General features: G+C 71.3%; 15 protein-coding genes. 9 read left to right on the plus strand and 6 right to left on the minus strand.

Features of this window, described 5'->3' with window-relative positions:
• Positions 1-213: 213 nt before the first annotated feature.
• From pcaC to ACIQR3_RS31570, 3 genes are all read left to right on the plus strand, one after another.
• Complete coding sequence (pcaC, locus tag ACIQR3_RS31560) at positions 214-1,518, plus strand: 4-carboxymuconolactone decarboxylase (RefSeq protein WP_403544047.1); 1,305 nt, start codon at positions 214-216, stop codon at positions 1,516-1,518.
• Positions 1,519-1,586: 68 nt separating this feature from the next.
• Positions 1,587-2,222 (plus strand): MBL fold metallo-hydrolase, encoded by a 636-nt coding sequence (locus ACIQR3_RS31565; RefSeq protein ID WP_403544048.1) that lies wholly within the window; start codon positions 1,587-1,589, stop codon positions 2,220-2,222.
• A 30-nt stretch (positions 2,223-2,252) separates the two neighbouring features.
• Entirely contained in the window at positions 2,253-3,032 is a 780-nt protein-coding gene (locus tag ACIQR3_RS31570) for an exodeoxyribonuclease III (protein ID WP_403544049.1), read from the plus strand.
• Positions 3,033-3,035: 3 nt separating this feature from the next.
• Here the strand turns inward: ACIQR3_RS31570 and ACIQR3_RS31575 are convergent, their stop codons facing one another.
• The gene (locus ACIQR3_RS31575) at positions 3,036-4,787 is read right to left on the minus strand and encodes a GDSL-type esterase/lipase family protein (protein ID WP_403544050.1); all 1,752 of its coding nucleotides are present in this window, start codon (positions 4,785-4,787) and stop codon (positions 3,036-3,038) included.
• 152 nt (positions 4,788-4,939) lie between these two features.
• On the opposite strand from ACIQR3_RS31575, the gene ACIQR3_RS31580 reads away from it, so the two are divergent.
• The gene (locus tag ACIQR3_RS31580; RefSeq protein WP_215173551.1) at positions 4,940-5,347 is read left to right on the plus strand and encodes a DUF6278 family protein; all 408 of its coding nucleotides are present in this window, start codon (positions 4,940-4,942) and stop codon (positions 5,345-5,347) included.
• 477 nt (positions 5,348-5,824) lie between these two features.
• Here the strand turns inward: ACIQR3_RS31580 and ACIQR3_RS31585 are convergent, their stop codons facing one another.
• On the minus strand, positions 5,825-6,586 hold the full coding sequence (locus ACIQR3_RS31585; protein WP_403544051.1) for a hypothetical protein: 762 nt from the start codon (positions 6,584-6,586) through the stop codon (positions 5,825-5,827).
• A 151-nt stretch (positions 6,587-6,737) separates the two neighbouring features.
• Between ACIQR3_RS31585 and ggt the strand changes: the two genes are divergently transcribed.
• Positions 6,738-8,543 (plus strand): gamma-glutamyltransferase, encoded by a 1,806-nt coding sequence (gene ggt, locus ACIQR3_RS31590; RefSeq protein WP_403544052.1) that lies wholly within the window; start codon positions 6,738-6,740, stop codon positions 8,541-8,543.
• 152 nt (positions 8,544-8,695) lie between these two features.
• Here ggt and ACIQR3_RS31595 read toward each other — a convergent pair whose 3' ends face one another.
• The 3 genes from ACIQR3_RS31595 to ACIQR3_RS31605 are packed head-to-tail and all read right to left on the minus strand — an operon-like array spanning position 8,696 to position 11,109.
• Positions 8,696-9,850 (minus strand): hypothetical protein, encoded by a 1,155-nt coding sequence (locus tag ACIQR3_RS31595; RefSeq protein WP_403544054.1) that lies wholly within the window; start codon positions 9,848-9,850, stop codon positions 8,696-8,698.
• A 52-nt stretch (positions 9,851-9,902) separates the two neighbouring features.
• Positions 9,903-10,793, minus strand: coding sequence for an SAM-dependent methyltransferase (locus tag ACIQR3_RS31600; RefSeq protein WP_403544056.1), 891 nt, complete (start codon positions 10,791-10,793; stop codon positions 9,903-9,905).
• A gap of 49 nt (positions 10,794-10,842) precedes the next feature.
• Entirely contained in the window at positions 10,843-11,109 is a 267-nt protein-coding gene (locus ACIQR3_RS31605) for a hypothetical protein (RefSeq protein WP_403544057.1), read from the minus strand.
• A gap of 472 nt (positions 11,110-11,581) precedes the next feature.
• Here ACIQR3_RS31605 and ACIQR3_RS31610 point away from each other — a divergent pair, with 472 nt between their 5' ends.
• Positions 11,582-12,013, plus strand: coding sequence for a hypothetical protein (locus ACIQR3_RS31610; protein WP_403544059.1), 432 nt, complete (start codon positions 11,582-11,584; stop codon positions 12,011-12,013).
• Positions 12,014-12,016: 3 nt separating this feature from the next.
• Here the strand turns inward: ACIQR3_RS31610 and ACIQR3_RS31615 are convergent, their stop codons facing one another.
• Positions 12,017-14,560 (minus strand): ATP-dependent Clp protease ATP-binding subunit, encoded by a 2,544-nt coding sequence (locus ACIQR3_RS31615; RefSeq protein ID WP_403544061.1) that lies wholly within the window; start codon positions 14,558-14,560, stop codon positions 12,017-12,019.
• A 261-nt stretch (positions 14,561-14,821) separates the two neighbouring features.
• Between ACIQR3_RS31615 and ACIQR3_RS31620 the strand changes: the two genes are divergently transcribed.
• The 3 genes from ACIQR3_RS31620 (at position 14,822) to ACIQR3_RS31630 (ending at position 17,489) form a co-directional block, all read left to right on the plus strand.
• A complete protein-coding gene (locus ACIQR3_RS31620) occupies positions 14,822-15,121 on the plus strand; it encodes a helix-turn-helix domain-containing protein (protein ID WP_403544063.1) in 300 nt (99 codons plus the stop codon).
• Between the two features lie 245 nt (positions 15,122-15,366).
• Positions 15,367-16,209 (plus strand): nitrilase-related carbon-nitrogen hydrolase, encoded by an 843-nt coding sequence (locus tag ACIQR3_RS31625; RefSeq protein WP_403544065.1) that lies wholly within the window; start codon positions 15,367-15,369, stop codon positions 16,207-16,209.
• Positions 16,206-17,489, plus strand: coding sequence for an aspartate aminotransferase family protein (locus ACIQR3_RS31630; protein WP_403544067.1), 1,284 nt, complete (start codon positions 16,206-16,208; stop codon positions 17,487-17,489). Before ACIQR3_RS31625 ends, ACIQR3_RS31630 begins: the two co-directional genes overlap by 4 nt.
• Positions 17,490-17,514 lie beyond the last annotated feature (25 nt).

Consider the following 17,514-nt stretch of genomic DNA (forward strand, 5'->3'; position numbering starts at 1 on the left):
CCCGTCGAGTGCTCGTCGGGACGGCGGCGCACACGTCGGCTCAACACGGCGGCGACCGCGAGGCGAACGCCGCACCCAGGAGGGCAAGACCCGACGTGAGATCATCCGGTGCCTCGAGCGATACACGGCCCGCGAGGTCTTCGACCTGGTCGGACGGGTTCCCCGCACCCCCGCGTTACAGGGGCGTCCGTGAGACGTGAGAGGGTCGGAGCCGTGAGTGAGACACCGCCGAACACCCTGCAATACCGCTTTGACGGGCCAGAACACCTCCCGGTTCTGATCCTCGGCCCCTCACTGGGTACCACCTGGCACATGTGGGACCGCCAAGTGCCCGAGCTGGCGCAGCAATGGCGGGTCTTCCGGTACGACCTGCCGGGACACGGAGGCGCCCCGGCCCACCCGGGGGGCTCCGTCGCCGACGTCACCACCCGGCTGCTGGCCACCCTCGACGAACTCGGCGTGCAGCGCTTCGGCTACGCCGGCTGCGCGTTCGGGGGCGCGGTCGGGATCGAGCTGGCCCTGCGCCACCCCGAGCGCCTGGCCTCGCTGGCGCTGATCGCCGCCTCGCCGCGCTTCGGGACCGCCGACGAGTTCCGCCAGCGCGGGGTGATCGTGCGGACCAACGGGCTCGACCCCATCGCCCGCACCTCGCCCGACCGTTGGTTCACCGGCGGGTTCGCCGCCGCCCAGCCGGCGATCACCGAGTGGGCCGTACAGATGGTCCGCACCACCGACCCCGGCTGCTACATCGCCGCCTGCGAGGCCCTCGCCGCCTTCGACGTCCGGCACGAACTGGGTCACGTCGGCGTGCCCACCCTCGTCCTGGTCGGCTCCGACGACCAGGTCACCGGCCCCGCCGAGGCACGCACCCTGGTCGCCGGCATCCCCGACGCCCGCCTCGCCGTGGTGCCCGGCGCCTCCCACCTGGTCCCGGTGGAGCAGCCCGCCGCCGTCACCGACCTGCTCGTACGCCACTTCACCATCGCCTGGCAGCCCGCCCCCGACGCCACGGGCCAGACCGTGCTCCCCGGTGTCCCCGGCGTTCCCGGCAAGCCGGTCCCGGTCGCGGCGCCGCAGTCCGTGCCGATGGCCGAGATCGCCCCCGCCGTCGCGCAGCCGCAGGCCGCCCAGGGCCGCCCCGATCCCTACGAGGCGGGGCTGAAGGTGCGCCGCGAGGTGCTCGGCGACGCGCATGTCGACCGGGTGCTGGCGGACGCCGACGACTTCGCCGGCGACTTCCAGGAACTCCTCACCCGGTACGCCTGGGGCGAGGTCTGGAACCGTCCGGGCCTGGACCGCCGTACCCGCAGCTGCGTCACCCTCACCGCCCTGGTCGCCGGCGGCCACGCCGAGGAGATCGCCCCGCATCTGCGGGCCGCCCTGCGCAACGGGCTGACCCCGGCCGAGATCAAGGAAGTGCTGCTCCAGGCGGCCGTCTACTGCGGCATCCCCGCGGCGGACCGCGCCTTCCGGATCGCCCAGCAGGTGGTACGAGAGGAGACGACCCCCTCGGAGTGACCCGAGGAGGCGAGCCGAGGAGCGAGCCCCGGAGTGACCCGTACCGGCCCCGGGGTCAGGATGGAACCATGAAGCTGACCAAGAAGTCCCACTCCTGCGTCCGACTGGAGAAGGACGGACAGACGCTCGTCCTCGACCCCGGAGGGTTCAGCGAGGAGGACGCGGCCCTCGGCGCGGACGCCGTCCTCATCACGCACGAGCACCCCGACCACTTCGACGAGCTGCGGCTGCGCGCCGCGATGGAGATCAACCCGGCCGCCCAGGTCTACACCCTGCGGGCGGTCGCGGAGAAGATCGCGTCGGCGTTCCCGGGCCGGGTGCACACCGTGGGCCACGGCGACACCTTCACCGCAGCCGGTTTCGACGTCCAGGTCCACGGCGAGCTGCACGCGGTGATCCACCCGGACATCCCGCGCATCACCAACATCGGTTTCCTCGTCGAGGGCGGCCGGCTCTTCCACCCCGGGGACGCCCTCACCGTCCCCGACCACCCGGTAGAGACGCTGATGCTCCCCGTGATGGCTCCCTGGAGCAAGATCTCCGAGGTCATCGACTACGTCCGTGAGGTCCGCCCGCAGCGCGCCTACGACATACACGACGCCCTGCTCACCGACCTGGCCCGCCCGGTCTACGACCGTCAGATCGGCGAGCTGGGCGGCGCCGAGCACCTGCGGCTGGCGGCCGGGGAGGCCACCGTCCTGTGAGTGTCGGACCCGGCCGGTAGGTTGTGGGGCATGCGTATCGCGACCTGGAACGTCAACTCGATCACCGCCCGCCTGCCGAGGCTGCTGGCCTGGCTGGAGAGCAGCGGCACCGATGTGCTCTGCCTCCAGGAGGCCAAGGTGGCCGAGGACCAGTTCCCGTTCGAGCCCCTGCGGGAGGCGGGCTACGAGGCCGCCGTGCACGCCACCGGCCGGTGGAACGGCGTGGCGGTGCTCAGCCGCGTCGGCCTGGCGGACGTGGTCAAGGGGCTGCCCGGCGACCCCGGCTACGACGGCGTCCAGGAGCCCCGCGCCGTCTCCGCGACCTGCGGCCCGGTCCGCGTCTGGTCGGTGTACGTGCCCAACGGCCGCGAGGTCGACCACCCGCACTACGCGTACAAGCTCCAGTGGTTCGAGGCCCTGCGCGCGGCCGTCGAGGGCGACGCGGCCGGCAGCCGCCCGTTCGCGGTCATGGGGGACTACAACGTGGCGCCGACCGACGACGACGTCCACGACCCCGCCGCCTTCGAGGGCGCCACCCACGTCACCCCCGCCGAGCGCGCCGCCCTCGCCTCGCTGCGCGGCGCCGGGCTGTCGGACGTCGTCCCCCGCCCGCTGAAGTACGACCACCCGTACACGTACTGGGACTACCGCCAGCTCTGCTTCCCGAAGAACCGCGGCATGCGCATCGACCTGGTGTACGGCAACGAGCCGTTCGCGAAGGCGGTCACCGACTCCTACGTGGACCGCGAGGAGCGCAAGGGCAAGGGCGCCTCCGACCACGCCCCGGTCGTGGTCGACCTCGACGTCTAGGGCCTACGGAACCAGTAGCCGCAGGTCCACCGAGTCGGCCAGCGCCTTCAGGCCCGCGTCCCCGGGGTGCAGGTGGTCGCCGCTGTCGTAGGCGGGCCGCATCCGCGCCGGGTCGGCCGGGTCGCGCAGTACGGCGTCGAAGTCGAGCACGGCGTCGAAGGCGCCGGAGCCGCGGATCCAGGCGTTGACCTCGGTCCGCTCGGCGTCGACGGCGGCCGTGCACCCCGCCCGGCCGCCGCACGGCACGATCGTCGCCGCCAGCGTCCGCAGACCGGCGGCGCGCGCCCGGTCCGCCAGCTCGCGCAGCCCCGCGGCCAGCGTCCCGGCGTCCGTGCCCGCCAGCAGATCGTTGACGCCCTCGAACACCACCGCCGTGCGCACCGATGGCTGGGCGGCCACGTCGCGTTCGAAGCGGTGCAGGGCGCTCACCCCGGCCTGGTCGGTGGAGACCCCGTCGCCGGGATAGCGGTCGGTGACGACACGGTTGCCGGAGATCCCGTGGTTGAGCACCCCGTACCGGGGCACCGCGTCCTGGGCCCGCAGCCGGCCGGCCAGCACATCGGGCCACCGCCGGTTCGCGTCCACGGTCGACCGGTCGCCGTCGGTGATCGAGTCCCCGAGCAGCACCACCGACCCCGGCCCGCCGCCGACGTCCACCCCGGCCAGCAGCGGCCAGGACGTCAGCGTCGAGGTGTACGCCCCGCCCGGCTCCTCCGCCGCGTGGTCGCCCGGCTCGCTCAGGTACGACCGCTGCACCGCGAGCCGGTGCACGGGCGCCGCCGTCACCGGGCCCGGCAGGTGGAAGCTCACCAGCAGATCGGCGCCCCCGGGCACGGCGAAAGCCAGCGGATCGCTGTACGCCTGCGCCCCCGCCGGGATCTCCACGCCGCCGGCACCGCCGAACGACAGCCGCGCCGGCGTCCCCCGCGCCGCCGCGCCGGACGCCCGCACCGCCACCGTCGCGGCACCGATCCGTACCGGCGCCGCCGCGAAGGTGTTGTCGAACCGCACCCGCACCCGCGTCCCGCCCACCGAGGTGTGCACCACCAGCCGCAGCGTCCGGTCCGTCCACGGACCCACCGCCGGGTAGCCGGACGTGGAGGCCGCCCACGTCCCCGTCCAGTCCCGTCCGGCGTCCCGCACCGCCAGCGCGAAGACGTGCAGGTCCCGCGCGTACGGCAGCCGTACCGAGGCCACCTCGCGCTCCGCCGCCAACGGCACCGTCACCGCGTACAGCCGGGCCCGCTCGGCGATCCGGCCGGACGGTGTGCTGACGTGCGGCAGCGCCACCGCCTTGGTGGCGAGCGGGCCGGTGCGCCAGTCGGGGGAGGTGAGGCGGAACGCCGAGCGGGTGCCGTCCGCGTACGCCACCTCGCCCGTTCCGCCCGCCTCACCGCCGCCGGTGGCCGCCACCAGGAAGGCGAGCGCGTCGCCGCGTCCGGTGACCCGCACCTCCTGCCCGTTCGCCCGTACGTTGTCCGGTTCGCCCGGCGCCCGCGCGGGCCACCGCAGCGGCGCCCCCAGCACGGTGAGCGCGCGGCCCGGAGTCCAGCCCGCGGCGGCCAGGTCCCCGGCCGGCAGGGAGGCACCCGAGCCGTCGAAATCCGCCTCGCCGGGGCGGGCGTCGTCGCTGACGGCCGTGTTGTCGAAGTACCGCTCCAGCGGCAGCGGCGCGGCGGCGCGCGCCGGGGCGCCCGGCGACAGGACCGCCAGCAGGACGAACACGACCGCGCAACCGCGGACCCCTCGGCGCACGGCGGCTCCTCCCCCTCGACGGACGGAACGCGAAGGTAGGAAGACACCCGGCGCGCGTCAACGTGCCGTGCCGCGCGGGCCCGTCATGTCACCCGTAAGCCGTACCCGCGCGCCTGTGGTGCGTACGGCGGTGCGAATGACACGCTGGAGACATGAACATCCCCTTCCTGGGCAAGAGGCACGCGGATCCGGGGACTCGTGACCCGGAGGGCATCGCCGGCCTGCTCGCCGAGTGCGAACTGCTGCGGTCCCAGGCGTCCCGGGAGGGCGTCGGACTGGACGACTCCCCGGCCTCGCTGGAGCGGCTCGACCAGCTCGTGCCGCGCTGGCGGGACGACGAGGAGATCCTGCCCTGGCTGGGCAACGACGCCGGGCTGTACCTGGGCACCGTCATCGTGCGCACCGTGCCGGGCGCCGCCTGGGGGTTCCGGGCGGACGGCCAGCCCGTCGTGCGGCTCGTCTCCGGCCGGGAGTTCGACGTGGTGGCCTCCGGCCAGGAGTGGGCCGCCAGCGGCGCGCCCGAGCTGTCGCAGTCGTACGCCGAGGTCGCCGAGGAGTGAACACCCCGCCCGGACAACGGCCTTGAGCCCGCCACGACCATGGCATCGAGCCCGCCACAACAATGACCTTAAATACGGCTAATGCTCGAAAAGTGCGTGTCGGGTGCGGGGCGCCTCCCCGGCCGGATACGTTGCGGCAGCAGCCAGGACACAGCTGAGGAAAAGGGCTGGAATGGTCGTCGATCCAGTGATCGAGTCGAGTGACGTCAGGACAGGCCCGGGGGAGAGGGCCTCGGGCAGCGGAGGGCGCGCGAGCCCCGCCCTCCGGCACATCGGGCAACAGGCCTGACCCGGCCGCGGGCACCCCTCCGGACGCCGGACCCGTCCGGTGCCAGCCGCAGATCACTCCTCGTGCCGGACGCGAGGGGAAGGTCAGCTGCGCGCCGGCCGGGCGGCGGAGCGGCCCGCACGGATCGCTCGGGGCCCGGCACCGGACACCCCGTCCGGCGCCGGGCCCCGAGGCGTGCGGGGCGGGATTCAGGAGGCCCGGTGGGAGGTGCGCGGCGCCGGCGCCGGGGCCGGCGGCGGGCTCGTCGCGGCCCGCGTCACATCCCCCACCAGCTCGACCACGTCCGGCCCGTACGCGTGCGAGTTGACCACCTTGAGCAGCAGGACGAACGTGCCGTTGCCGTGTCTGCGGGCCAGCCGCTCGTGGTTGCGGGCGAGATAACGGGTGGCGGCCTGGTTGGCGATCGCCCGCTGGCCGCAGAAGAGGAACGCCGGACGCGTCTCCCGCCGGTCGCCGGCGGTGAGCCGGGCCAGCAGTACGTACTCGGTGATGCCCGGGTCCATGCGGTAGCGCTCGCCGCCGATCTGGAAGGCACCGCGGTCCGGACCCGGCTCCGGGTCCACGTTGACCCGCACCCCCGGCAGCATCGCCGCCATGTGGGCCGTCATCCGCCGACTCGAGGCCGGGCCGCCGACGCAGAACTCGGTGCGCTCACCGAACCCCTGGTGGACCACGTCCTGGGTGACCACCTGGACATGGGCGCCACAGTCCTTGATCAGCGCGGACAGCTCCAGCAGCGCGAACACGTCGACGCGGTGGACGGCCGGCTCCGCGGTCGCCGGGTCTCGGTTGACGACGAGCAGGGACTCGGAGTTCTCCGGCAGCCCGAAGAACGCCTGCTTGCGGCGGAGGCCGCGCCGCCACAGGTAGGTGCGGGCGGCCCAGCCCAGCGTGGCGCTGATGCCCGCCGCGATCACGCCCAGGACGATGTTGCGGACGTCGTCATTCATGAGCGCGCATGCTAGCGGTCGGAGGTGGAGAGGTGTTCGACTGGCCCCTGACGGGGGCATGGCGATCAGTCGGCAGTAACGAACGGTAGCAACGAACGGCAACAACGAACGGCAGCAACGGACGGCTGTCTCTGGAGGTGTTGAGGTGCGGATGCGTCAACCGGTCGCACGGAAACTGGCGGTCCTGGCGGTCTCGGCCGCCGTCGTGTCGGTGGGGGCGGCGGCGCCACCCGCCGCCGGGAGCGGAGACGGTGAGCCGGTGAAGACCCCGGTCGCCACCGGCTACGGCGGCGCCGTCGCGAGCGTGGACGCGGATGCCAGCGCCGCGGGCATCGAGGTGCTGAGGAAGGGCGGCAACGCGGTCGACGCGGCCGTCGCCACCGCCGCCGCGCTCGGCGTCACCGAGCCGTACTCGGCCGGCATCGGAGGGGGCGGCTACTTCGTCTACTACGACGCCAAGTCCCGTACCGTACGGACGATCGACGGCCGCGAGACCGCGCCGCTCACCGCCGACGAAGGGCTGTTCACGGAGGACGGCGAGCCGATCCCGTTCGCCGACGCCGTCAGCAGCGGGCTGGCCGTCGGCACCCCGGGGACGCCCGCCACCTGGCAGACGGCCCTCGACAAGTGGGGCAGCCGGGGGCTCGGCACGCTGCTGGCCCCCGCGGAGCGGCTGGCGCGCGACGGCTTCACCGTCGACGAGACGTTCCGCTCCCAGACCGCGGCCAACGAGACCCGGTTCCGCTACTTCCCCGACACCGCCGAACTGTTCCTGCCGGGCGGCGAACTCCCGGTCGTCGGCTCCACCTTCAAGAACCCCGACCTGGCCCGTACCTACAAGGAGCTGGGCCGCAAGGGCGTCGGCGCGCTCTACCACGGCGACCTCGGCGAGGACGTCCTCGCCACCGTCAACAAGCCGCCGGTGGACCCCGACTCGGGCTGGAACGCCCGCCCCGGCGACCTGTCGGCCAAGGACCTCGCGGCCTACCGCGCCAAGCTCCAGCCGCCGACGAAGACCTCCTACCGGGGACTCGACGTCTACTCCATCGCCCCGTCCTCCTCCGGCGGCACCACGGTCGGCGAGGCCCTCAACATCCTGGAGCGCACCGACCTGTCCCAGGCGAGCAAGACCCAGTACCTGCACCGCTTCATCGAGGCCAGCCGGATCGCCTTCGCCGACCGGGGGCGCTGGGTCGGCGACCCCGCCTTCGAGGACGTACCGACGAAGGAGCTGCTGTCGCAGCGGTACGCCGACTCCCGGGAGTGCCTGATCCGCGACGACGCCGCGCTCACCAGCCCCCTCGCGCCCGGCGACCCGGGCGACCCGTCCTCCTGCGCGGCCGGCGGCACGGCGGCGCCGACGACGTACGAGGGTGAGAACACCACCCACCTGACGACCGCCGACAAGTGGGGCAACGTCGTCGCCTACACCCTCACCATCGAGCAGACCGGCGGCAGCGGCATCACCGTGCCCGGCCGGGGCTTCCTGCTCAACAACGAGCTGACCGACTTCTCCTTCGCCCCCGCCAACCCGGCGGTCCACGACCCGAACCTGCCGGGTCCCGGCAAGCGGCCCCGGTCCTCGATCGCCCCGACGATCGTCCTGGACCGGCACGACAAGCCGGTCGTCGCGGTCGGCTCGCCCGGCGGCGCGACCATCATCACCACCGTCCTTCAGACGCTGACCGGGTTCCTGGACCGGGGACTGCCGCTGGTCGACGCGATCGCCGCGCCGCGCGCCAGCCAGCGCAACGCCGCGCAGACGGAGCTGGAGCCCGGCCTGTACGACAGTGATCTGCGGGGCGAACTGGAGGCGCTCGGGCACTCCTTCAAGGCCAATCCCGAGATCGGGGCGGCGACGGGTGTGCAGCGGCTGCCGGGCGGGAAGTGGCTGGCCGCGGCGGAGACGGTGCGGCGCGGGGGCGGATCGGCGATGGTGGTGCGCCCGGAGCGTTAGCGCCGCGACGGTGCCTGCCGTTGGTCCGCATCCTTGAAAAACCATGTGGCTCATGGCGGTGGCGTACTGCGCCGCCATGAGCCACCACACCGTGGTCCGAACGCTGCGGCCTCACCGTGGCTCGAGCCGGCAAGGGCCCCGGCGAACAGCGGTCAGATCGTGTCAGTGATGAAAATGTCGAGAGACTGGGTGACGATGTCGATCGGGTTCGCGAAGGACCTGCTTGCGTTGCTGGTACCTGCAAAGATCATGCCGACAGGATTGCGGGCGAGATCGAAAGTCCAGACGATGGAACCGGAATCTCCGGGCTCGCTGAAGGACCCGAGGTTCCCCTCTATCGCGAGAGAACCGGAGAAATATGCTGCTTGTCCCCCTGGGTAACCGACCCAGTGGGAAGCGCCCACTTCTCGGACAGTCCCTGATCTCACCTCTGTCGTCCGACCACTCTTGAACACCAGTGAACCCACCGAAGCCGCCGCTGTCGTGGAACTGATGGGTACCTCGACCGGGCCCAGCACTCCGGTGATGAGGATATGAGGGCTGACTTTCGCTTCATCCGCCCATGCCGTCGCGCAGTCGACGCTGTTTATGGGACCTCCGAATTGCACCTTCGTGAAACGCTCCAGGACTGCGATCAGATCTTGCGGGCAGACTCCTCCGTCACCGACGGCAGGTTGGACAACGCAATCACCGAGCTGCCCACTGTTGCTGTTCGCGAGAATGTGGTTGCAGCTGAGGACGAGTTTTCTCTGGTTGCGCGGGAATGATCGGCCGGTGGCCAGACAGCCCAGCGTGCCAGTAGCGAGTGCATTGGGGTGTCCGATGGTCGATATCCCGCCCGGTGCGGGTCTCCTCTGGAAGGTATACGCATGTACCTCGATGGCCCCGGTGACGACCGGAATCACAGGCACTCTTGGTGATGCGGCGACGCGGACACCCATCTGCTCCACCAGTACCGATTCGACATCGTCCGCCATCCTCGGTTGGGCCAGGTAGACGTTCAAAGTATGCTGTCCTGGCTCCACGATGCTGCGGCGGGGACCGTACTCCGCTGGTGTGGCTCTGCCGATGCCAACGCCTTGTATATTGGTCAGCTCGGTGAGATCGTCCGCGGACCGGACTCCGCTGCGCTGCTCACCCTGACCACTGAGTGTTCCCTCGATCGCGACTCGCGCTTCGATCAACTCCGTCGGGAACTCTTCAGGGTCGAGCCCGGCGCCTTCGGGCAATCCTTCCGGCTGTTCTGTTTCGACGTGTTCGCCTGACTGCGCGAAGTCGTCAGGGGGCGGCTCACTAGGGCTTGGCATGACGCCCTCCTGCTGAGTTAGGGGCCGTTTGCTCTTTGCTCCGGGTGGCGTATCAGCTGTCGCCGTCGGAGAGGGGGATCTCCGTTCCGGCGGCTACCCCTTCACGGGCGACCGTGCGGTAGGAATCGGAGTACAGCGGCATGCCGAGTCGTTCGAGCATCTCGGGATCGCTGACTCTCCTGCCGCGTGGCGGAACCACCAATGTGCAGGACGGGGTCACCTCTGCCTCCGCCAGTGTGCGAAGTTCCACCCACCTGATCCATGGCGTGCAAATCGCGTATGGCATTATCTGGTAGACGGCGACCTGATGCTCCTCTGGATATTCCTTGAGCAACGTTTCCGTCAGAACAGCGAGGTTGGCGCGATAGTCGTACCGCCATCTGAAATCGAGGGCGCCTATAACGCCTATCTGCCAGAGAATCAGCAGGCTTGTAGGGTCGTGCTGCCGTTGGTTCACGAGGAAGTCGGTCGCCTCAAAGCTCTGGCAGCCGCTGCTGGCGGGGTCGAGCCCTAGATCTGCGAAGAGCCAGTCTTCCGCGGACACAGCCGGAAGCATGTGTGCTGAGAAGCCCTCCTTCTTCGCTTGCTTGATTGCCGCATGCGAAGGGGCGACGAAGACCCCTGGATGGCCGTAGAAGGCTGCGGTCACGAATCTGCCGGCCCGTACTGGGCGGAGAATGCGCTCCGTCATTTCAGAGTAGCTCTCGACCCGGGGCTTTTTGTCCCTGTAGAGGGGTTGCAGGTTCTCGGCACGGGGGTTCTGCTCAACGATCCAGCCGGCCGTTACGGGGTCGGTGACCAGATAGAAGACCTGGTCGGCCTGTTCAATGCTGGCTCGGCCCTCCAGTGTTATGTCGCTGACTGATCGGTAACCCGTGCCGACCACGTTGAGCCAGCCGCGCTCGGCATCGACTGCGGTATCCGGCTGAGGCGCACTAGTCATTCTCGCTCCAAGGCAAGGCTGATCTTCTCTTCGTGACCTGCGCGGTGACCTACACGATGACAAGAACGATGACGACGACGACCACTGTCTCCGCAGTCGGTATCTCGATTCCTGAATTCCTCACCGCGGCCTCAAGTGCCGGATCGGACACCAAGGACTTCTGGATCAGGAGGGGGTCGCCGGAAAGTATGAGAGTTTTTTCGGCGGGTGACAGATCTGATTCCTCGAGAGTCTTCTCCGGATTACTCTTGAAGGCGGCGAGCGCGCGGGGATCTGTTCCGAGTCGGATGAGGAACTGTGTGGCTCTCTCAGTCATGAGGGCAACCTCCTCGGATCAATGAGGAATGGCAATGGTTTACTTGCTCGACTGCTCGGGGACAGGCGCCTCGAATGCGGTCGCCAGGTGCAGTGATTCACCTTCTGCGAGTACTGTGCGGACCGCGCGCCCAGCGCATGTCCGGGCAACAGGCAGCGGCATGTGAAGCGGTCTCGCTCTGGCAGACGCCCTGATCATCGTCCGAAGCGACATCGAGTCGCCTGTTCCAGGACGGAGGCTCAACACCAGACCAACACAGGTGCTTCGCTTTCGCAAGGCGAGAGGAGCGGCCCCTTGCGGTCCGGCCTTCGCGTCCGCCAACACGCTCTTGGGAGTCGCGCAGTTGGGCTTCGCAGGGCAGCTGGTCGACCCTCACGCTCGGACGGCGTCTCGGACGGTTCACCGGACCAGCTCTCTTCTGCCACCTCCGTGGCCGCGTGGAGACGGCCTCGCGACGGACGCCGGAAACGACGTGACCCGCCCGGCCCGGGTCCTGCGGAACCTGCCCGTCGGGCTGATCGGGCTGATCGGGATGATCGGGCGGATCCATGGCGGCCGCGTGACGCGGTTACCGAAGCCACCGCGCATCCACGATCCCGAGGGCGGCCGGCCGTCCGAGCACGGTCCGGAGTTCCGCTACGCCCAGCCGGAGACCTGGCCCGATCCGGCGGCCACCTCCCGCACCGCCGCCACGAGCGACGGCGAGACCGTCGCACCGGCATGGGACCAGGTGCACCCGCGGCTCACCCACCGGGCCGCCTGGCTGGACCGTGAAGGTGAACTTCACCTGCACGAGGGAACGTTGACCCGGCCGGAGGACGAGCATCTGCCGAGGGGCCGTGAGGCGCCGGCGGTGTGGCTGTGGTCCGCAAGATCCCGGGACAAGTTCAGCGGCAGCAGCTGAACCTCACCGAGACAGGACACCGTCCGTCGGTGTGCGGAACGCCAGGCGTCCGCCCTCAGTGTCCACCGTCACCCGACCGCCCTCCGCGACCCGGCCGTCCAGCAGCAGCCGCGACAGTTCGTTGTCCACCTCCCGCTGGATGGTGCGGCGCAGCGGGCGGGCGCCGTACTCGGGCTGGTAGCCGCGCTCGGCCAGCCAGTCCACGGCCGCGTCGGTGAAGTCGACGGTGATGCCCTGGGCGCTGACCATGCGGCGGGTCTGGTCCAGGAGCAGGCTGGTGATCTGCCGCAGCTGTTCGCCGGTGAGCTGGCGGAAGACGACGATCTCGTCGATGCGGTTGAGGAACTCCGGCCGGAAGTGCTCGCGCAGCGGGCGCAGCACCTGCTCGCGCCGGGCCTCCTCGTCGGCTTCGGAGCCGCCGGCCCCGAAGCCCAGGGTGGCGCCGCGCCGGGTGATGACGTCCGACCCCAGGTTGCTGGTCATCACCACCACCGTGTTGCTGAAGTCGACCGTGCGGCCCTGGGAGTCGGTGAGCCGGCCGTCGTCCAGCACCTGGAGCAGGATGTTGAAGACGTCCGGGTGCGCCTTCTCCACCTCGTCGAGCAGGAGCAGGGAGTACGGGTGGCGGCGGACGACCTCGGTGAGCTGGCCGGCCTCCTCGTGGCCGACGTACCCGGGCGGGGCGCCGACCAGGCGGGAGACGGTGTGCCGCTCCTGGTACTCGCTCATGTCGAGGCGGACCATCCGGTCCTCGCTGCCGAACAGCGCCTCGGCCAGCGCGCGGGCCAGTTCGGTCTTGCCGACGCCGGTCGGGCCGAGGAAGAGGAAGCTGCCGATGGGGCGGTTCGGGCTGGCGAGGCCCGCGCGGGAGCGCAGTACGGCGTCGGAGACGACGCGGACCGCCTCGTCCTGGCCGACGACCCGTTCGTGCAGGTGCTGTTCCAGGCCGAGCAGGCGGTCTTTCTCCTCCTGGGTGAGGCTGCTGACCGGGATGCCGGTCTGCCGGGACACCACCTCGGCGATGGACTCGGTGCAGACGACGAGGTTCTGGCCCTCGTCGGCCTGGCCGTCGCCGGACGCCTCGGAGATCCGCCGCTTGAGGTCCGTGATCCGGTCCCGCAACTGCGTGGCCTGCTCGTACTGTTCGTCCGCGACGGCCTGGTCCTTGTCCCGGATCAGCTGCTCGACGTCGCGCTCCATGGTCCGTACGTCCGTGCCCTTGGTGCGGGCCCGCAGCCGTACCCGGGCGCCGGCCTGGTCGATCAGGTCGATGGCCTTGTCCGGCAGCCGCCGGTCGGTGAGGTAGCGGTCGGACATCTCCACGGCCGCCACCAGCGCCTCGTCGGTGTAGCGGACCTGGTGGTGGGCCTCGTAGCGGTCGCGCAGCCCGCGCAGGATCTCGATCGCGTCCGCGGCGGACGGCTCGGGCACCAGGATGGGCTGGAAGCGGCGGGCGAGGGCCGCGTCCTTCTCGATCCGGCGGTACTCCTCCAGCGTGGTGGCGCCGACGATGTGCAGCTCGCCGCGGGCGAGCGCGGGCTTGAGGATGTTGCCCGCGTCCATCGAGCCGCCCTCGCCGCCGCCGCCCGCGCCGACCACCGTGTGCAGCTCGTCGATGAAGATGATCAGGTGGTCGGAGTTGGCGCGGATCTCGCCGACGATGTTGTTCAGCCGCTCCTCGAAGTCGCCCCGGTAGCGGGTGCCGGCCACCACGCCGGTCAGGTCGAGGGCGACCACCCGGCGCCCGATGAGCACGTCCGGTACGTCCCCGTCGGCGATGCGCTGGGCCAGCCCCTCCACGATGGCGGTCTTGCCGACGCCCGCGTCCCCGATCAGCACCGGGTTGTTCTTGCCCCGCCGGGACAGCACCTCGACGGTCTGCTCGATCTCGTCGTCCCGCCCGATCACCGGGTCGATCCGGCCCTGCTGGGCCAGCTCGGTGAGGTCACGGCCGTACTTGTCGAGGGTGGGGGTGCCGCTGGTCCGCTGGCTCTCGGCGGTACGGGGCTGCTGACCGGCCTCCGGGGTCTCCGGCGGCAGACCGGAGGGCGAGAAGCGGGCCGCGTTCAGGATGTGCCCGGCCGCCGAGTCCGGGTTGGCGGCCAGGGCGCTGAGCACGTGCTCCGGGCCGATGTAGCCGGTGCCGGAGGCGCGGGCCAGCTCGTGCGCGTCCAGCAGGGCCCGCTTGACCGCCGGGGTCAGCGAGAGCGAGGTGGGCGGCGGGGCCTCGCCGGGGCCGTGCTGCACCGGCCCGGACCGCTCGTCGATCTGCGACGCCATGGAGTCGGGGTCGGCGCCGGCCCGGTTGAGCAGGCTGCGGGTCGGCTCGGTGGTCAGCGCGGAGCGCAGCAGGTGCTCGGTGTCCAGGTCCCGGCTGCCGTGCTCGGCGGCGTACTGGGCGGCGCCCCGCACCAGCTCGCGGGCGGGCTGGCTGAGCAGCCGCCCGATGTCGATCTGGCGGGGCCCCTGGCGCGGTCCGCCGAAGAAGCGGGCGAAGAACTCCGCGAAGGGGTCGTATCCTTCGGGTCCGCTGAAACCGCTGGTCATGGCCTTCCCATCCGGCGTCCCCGCGCCGGTCCGGGACGCCTTCGCTGGTCGACGTGCCGGGGCCGGGTAACCCGGACGGGCGCCGGTCACACACCGGGGGCGTGCTCTGCGACCACCCTGGCACGGCCGGCCGGCGGCGGCATCTTTGGTGGGCGGCGAGGAGTACGGGGTCCGGCGGGGCCGGGTGCCAGGGGTGCGGCGGAACCGGGGCCTCGTACCGCCGTCTCCTCCAGCCGGACGGAGCGGTATTAGAATGACGGCATGGTACGCACCCCTCTCACCCCCGAAGAGCGCGCACGCGGCGAGCGGCTGGGGCGGCTGCTGCGTGAGGCGCGCGGCGACCGCAGCATGCCCGAGGTCGCGGCCGTCGCCGGGGTCTCCGCCGAGACGCTGCGCAAGATCGAGACCGGCCGGGCGCCGACGCCGGCCTTCTTCACGATCGTCGCGCTCGCCCGGGCCCTCGGCCTGTCGCTGGACGCCCTGGCGGAGTGGTGCGCGCTCGCGGCGGCGGAGGCAGGGCCGGACGACGGGGGCGGAGCGCTTCCCGTGGCCGCGGCCTGACGCGGCGGGGGCGGCGTGCCGGTGCGGCTGCGCGCGGGCGTGCGCGGACACTCGGGTCCGCGCGGGGCGTGCGCGGGGTCCGGTCCGGCGGCCGGGGGCGCTCGCCCACCGGAGTGTGAAACCTGATCGACACCACGCCTTGACGACGATGGTCTTGGCAAGCTCGCCCGAGAGGCTTACGTTCATCCCTCTACGGCCTGTTCTACGGGCGTAGAGGCTCTGGCGTCGCGTCGAAGGAGCAGTTCATGGCCAACGTCGTACGTGCCGCTCTGGTCCAGGCCACCTGGACCGGAGACACCGAGTCCATGATCGCGAAACACGAGGAGCACGCGCGCGAGGCCGCGCGTCAGGGCGCGCGGATCATCGGCTTCCAGGAAGTCTTCAACAGCCCCTACTTCTGCCAGGTCCAGGACCCCGAGCACTACCGCTGGGCCGAACCCGTCCCCGACGGCCCCACCGTCCGCCGTATGCAAGCCCTCGCCCGCGAGACCGGCATGGTGATCGTCGCCCCCGTCTTCGAGGTCGAGCAGTCCGGCTTCTACTACAACACCGCCGCCGTGATCGACGCCGACGGCACCGTCCTCGGCACCTACCGCAAACACCACATCCCGCAGGTGAAGGGCTTCTGGGAGAAGTACTACTTCCGCCCGGGCAACCTCGGCTGGCCGGTCTTCGACACCGCCGTCGGCAAGGTCGGCGTCTACATCTGCTACGACCGCCACTTCCCGGAGGGCTGGCGGCAACTGGGGCTCAACGGAGCCCAGTTGGTCTACAACCCGTCTGCCACCCACCGCGGCCTCTCCGCCCACCTGTGGCGCCTCGAGCAGCCGGCCGCGGCCGTCGCCAACGAGTACTTCGTCGCCGCGATCAACCGCGTCGGCCAGGAGGAGTACGGCGACAACGACTTCTACGGCACCTCCTACTTCGTCGACCCGCGCGGCCGGTTCGTCGGCGACACCGCCAGCGACAGCAAGGAGGAACTCGTCGTACGCGACCTCGACTTCGGCCTGGTCGAGGAGGTCCGGCAGCAGTGGGCGTTCTACCGCGACCGCCGCCCCGACGCCTACGAGGGGCTGGTGCGGCCGTGACCCACGACCTGCTGGGCCGCCACCGCGCCGTGCTGCCCGACTGGCTCGCCCTCTACTACGAGGACCCCATCGAGATCACCCACGGCGAGGGCCGGTACGTGTGGGACGCCGCCGGCAACCGGTACCTCGACTTCTTCGGCGGCATCCTCACCACCATGACCGCCCACGCCCTGCCCGAGGTGTCCAAGGCGGTCGGCGAGCAGGCCGGCCGGCTCCTGCACTCCTCGACCCTCTACCTCAACCGGCCGATGGTCGAACTCGCCGAGCGCGTCGCCCAGGTGAGCGGCATCCCCGACGCCCGCGTCTTCTTCACCACCTCCGGCACCGAGGCCAACGACACCGCGCTGCTGCTGGCGACGACGTACCGGCGCAGCAACACGGTGCTGGCGATGCGCAACAGCTACCACGGCCGTTCCTTCAGCGCCGTCGGCGTCACCGGCAACCGCGGCTGGTCCCCGACCTCCCTCTCCCCGCTCCAGACCCTGTACGTGCACGGCGGCGTCCGCACCCGGGGCCCCTACGCGCACCTCACCGACCGCGAGTTCATCGCCGCCTGCGTCGACGACCTCACCGACCTGCTCGGCCACACCCGGGCGCCCGCCGCGCTGATCGCCGAACCCGTCCAGGGCGTCGGCGGGTTCACCTCCCCGCCGGACGGGCTGTACGCCGCCTTCCGCGACGTACTGCACGAGCGCGGCGTGCTGTGGATCGCCGACGAGGTGCAGACCGGCTGGGGCCGCACCGGCGACCACTTCTGGGGCTGGCAGGCACACGGCCGCAGCGGTCCGCCCGACATCGTCACCTTCGCCAAGGGCCTCGGCAACGGCATGTCCATCGGCGGCGTCATCGCCCGCGCCGAGATCATGAACTGCCTGGACGCCAACAGCATCTCCACCTTCGGCGGCACCCAGGTCACCATGGCGGCCGGTCTGGCCAACCTCACCTACCTCCTCGAACACGACCTCCAGGGCAACGCCCGCCGGGTCGGCGGACTGCTCATCGAGCGGCTGCGGGCCGTCGCCGCCGGTGTGCCGCACGTACGGGAGGTGCGCGGACGCGGCCTGATGATCGGCATCGAGCTGACCCGGCCCGGCACCGACGAGGCCGACCCGCGGGCCGCCTCCGCCGTACTGGAGGAGGCCCGCGCCGGCGGACTGCTCATCGGCAAGGGCGGCGGCCACGACACCAGCGCCCTGCGCGTCGCCCCGCCGCTCACCCTGACCGTCGCGGAGGCCGAGGAGGGCGCCGCGATCCTGGAGCGTGCCCTGCGCGGCCTGTAAGCGCCCTGCCCTGACAGAGGGGAAC

It is taken from the genome of Streptomyces sp. NPDC090994 (assembly GCF_044768905.1).
In the GTDB taxonomy this organism is placed as follows: domain Bacteria; phylum Actinomycetota; class Actinomycetes; order Streptomycetales; family Streptomycetaceae; genus Streptomyces.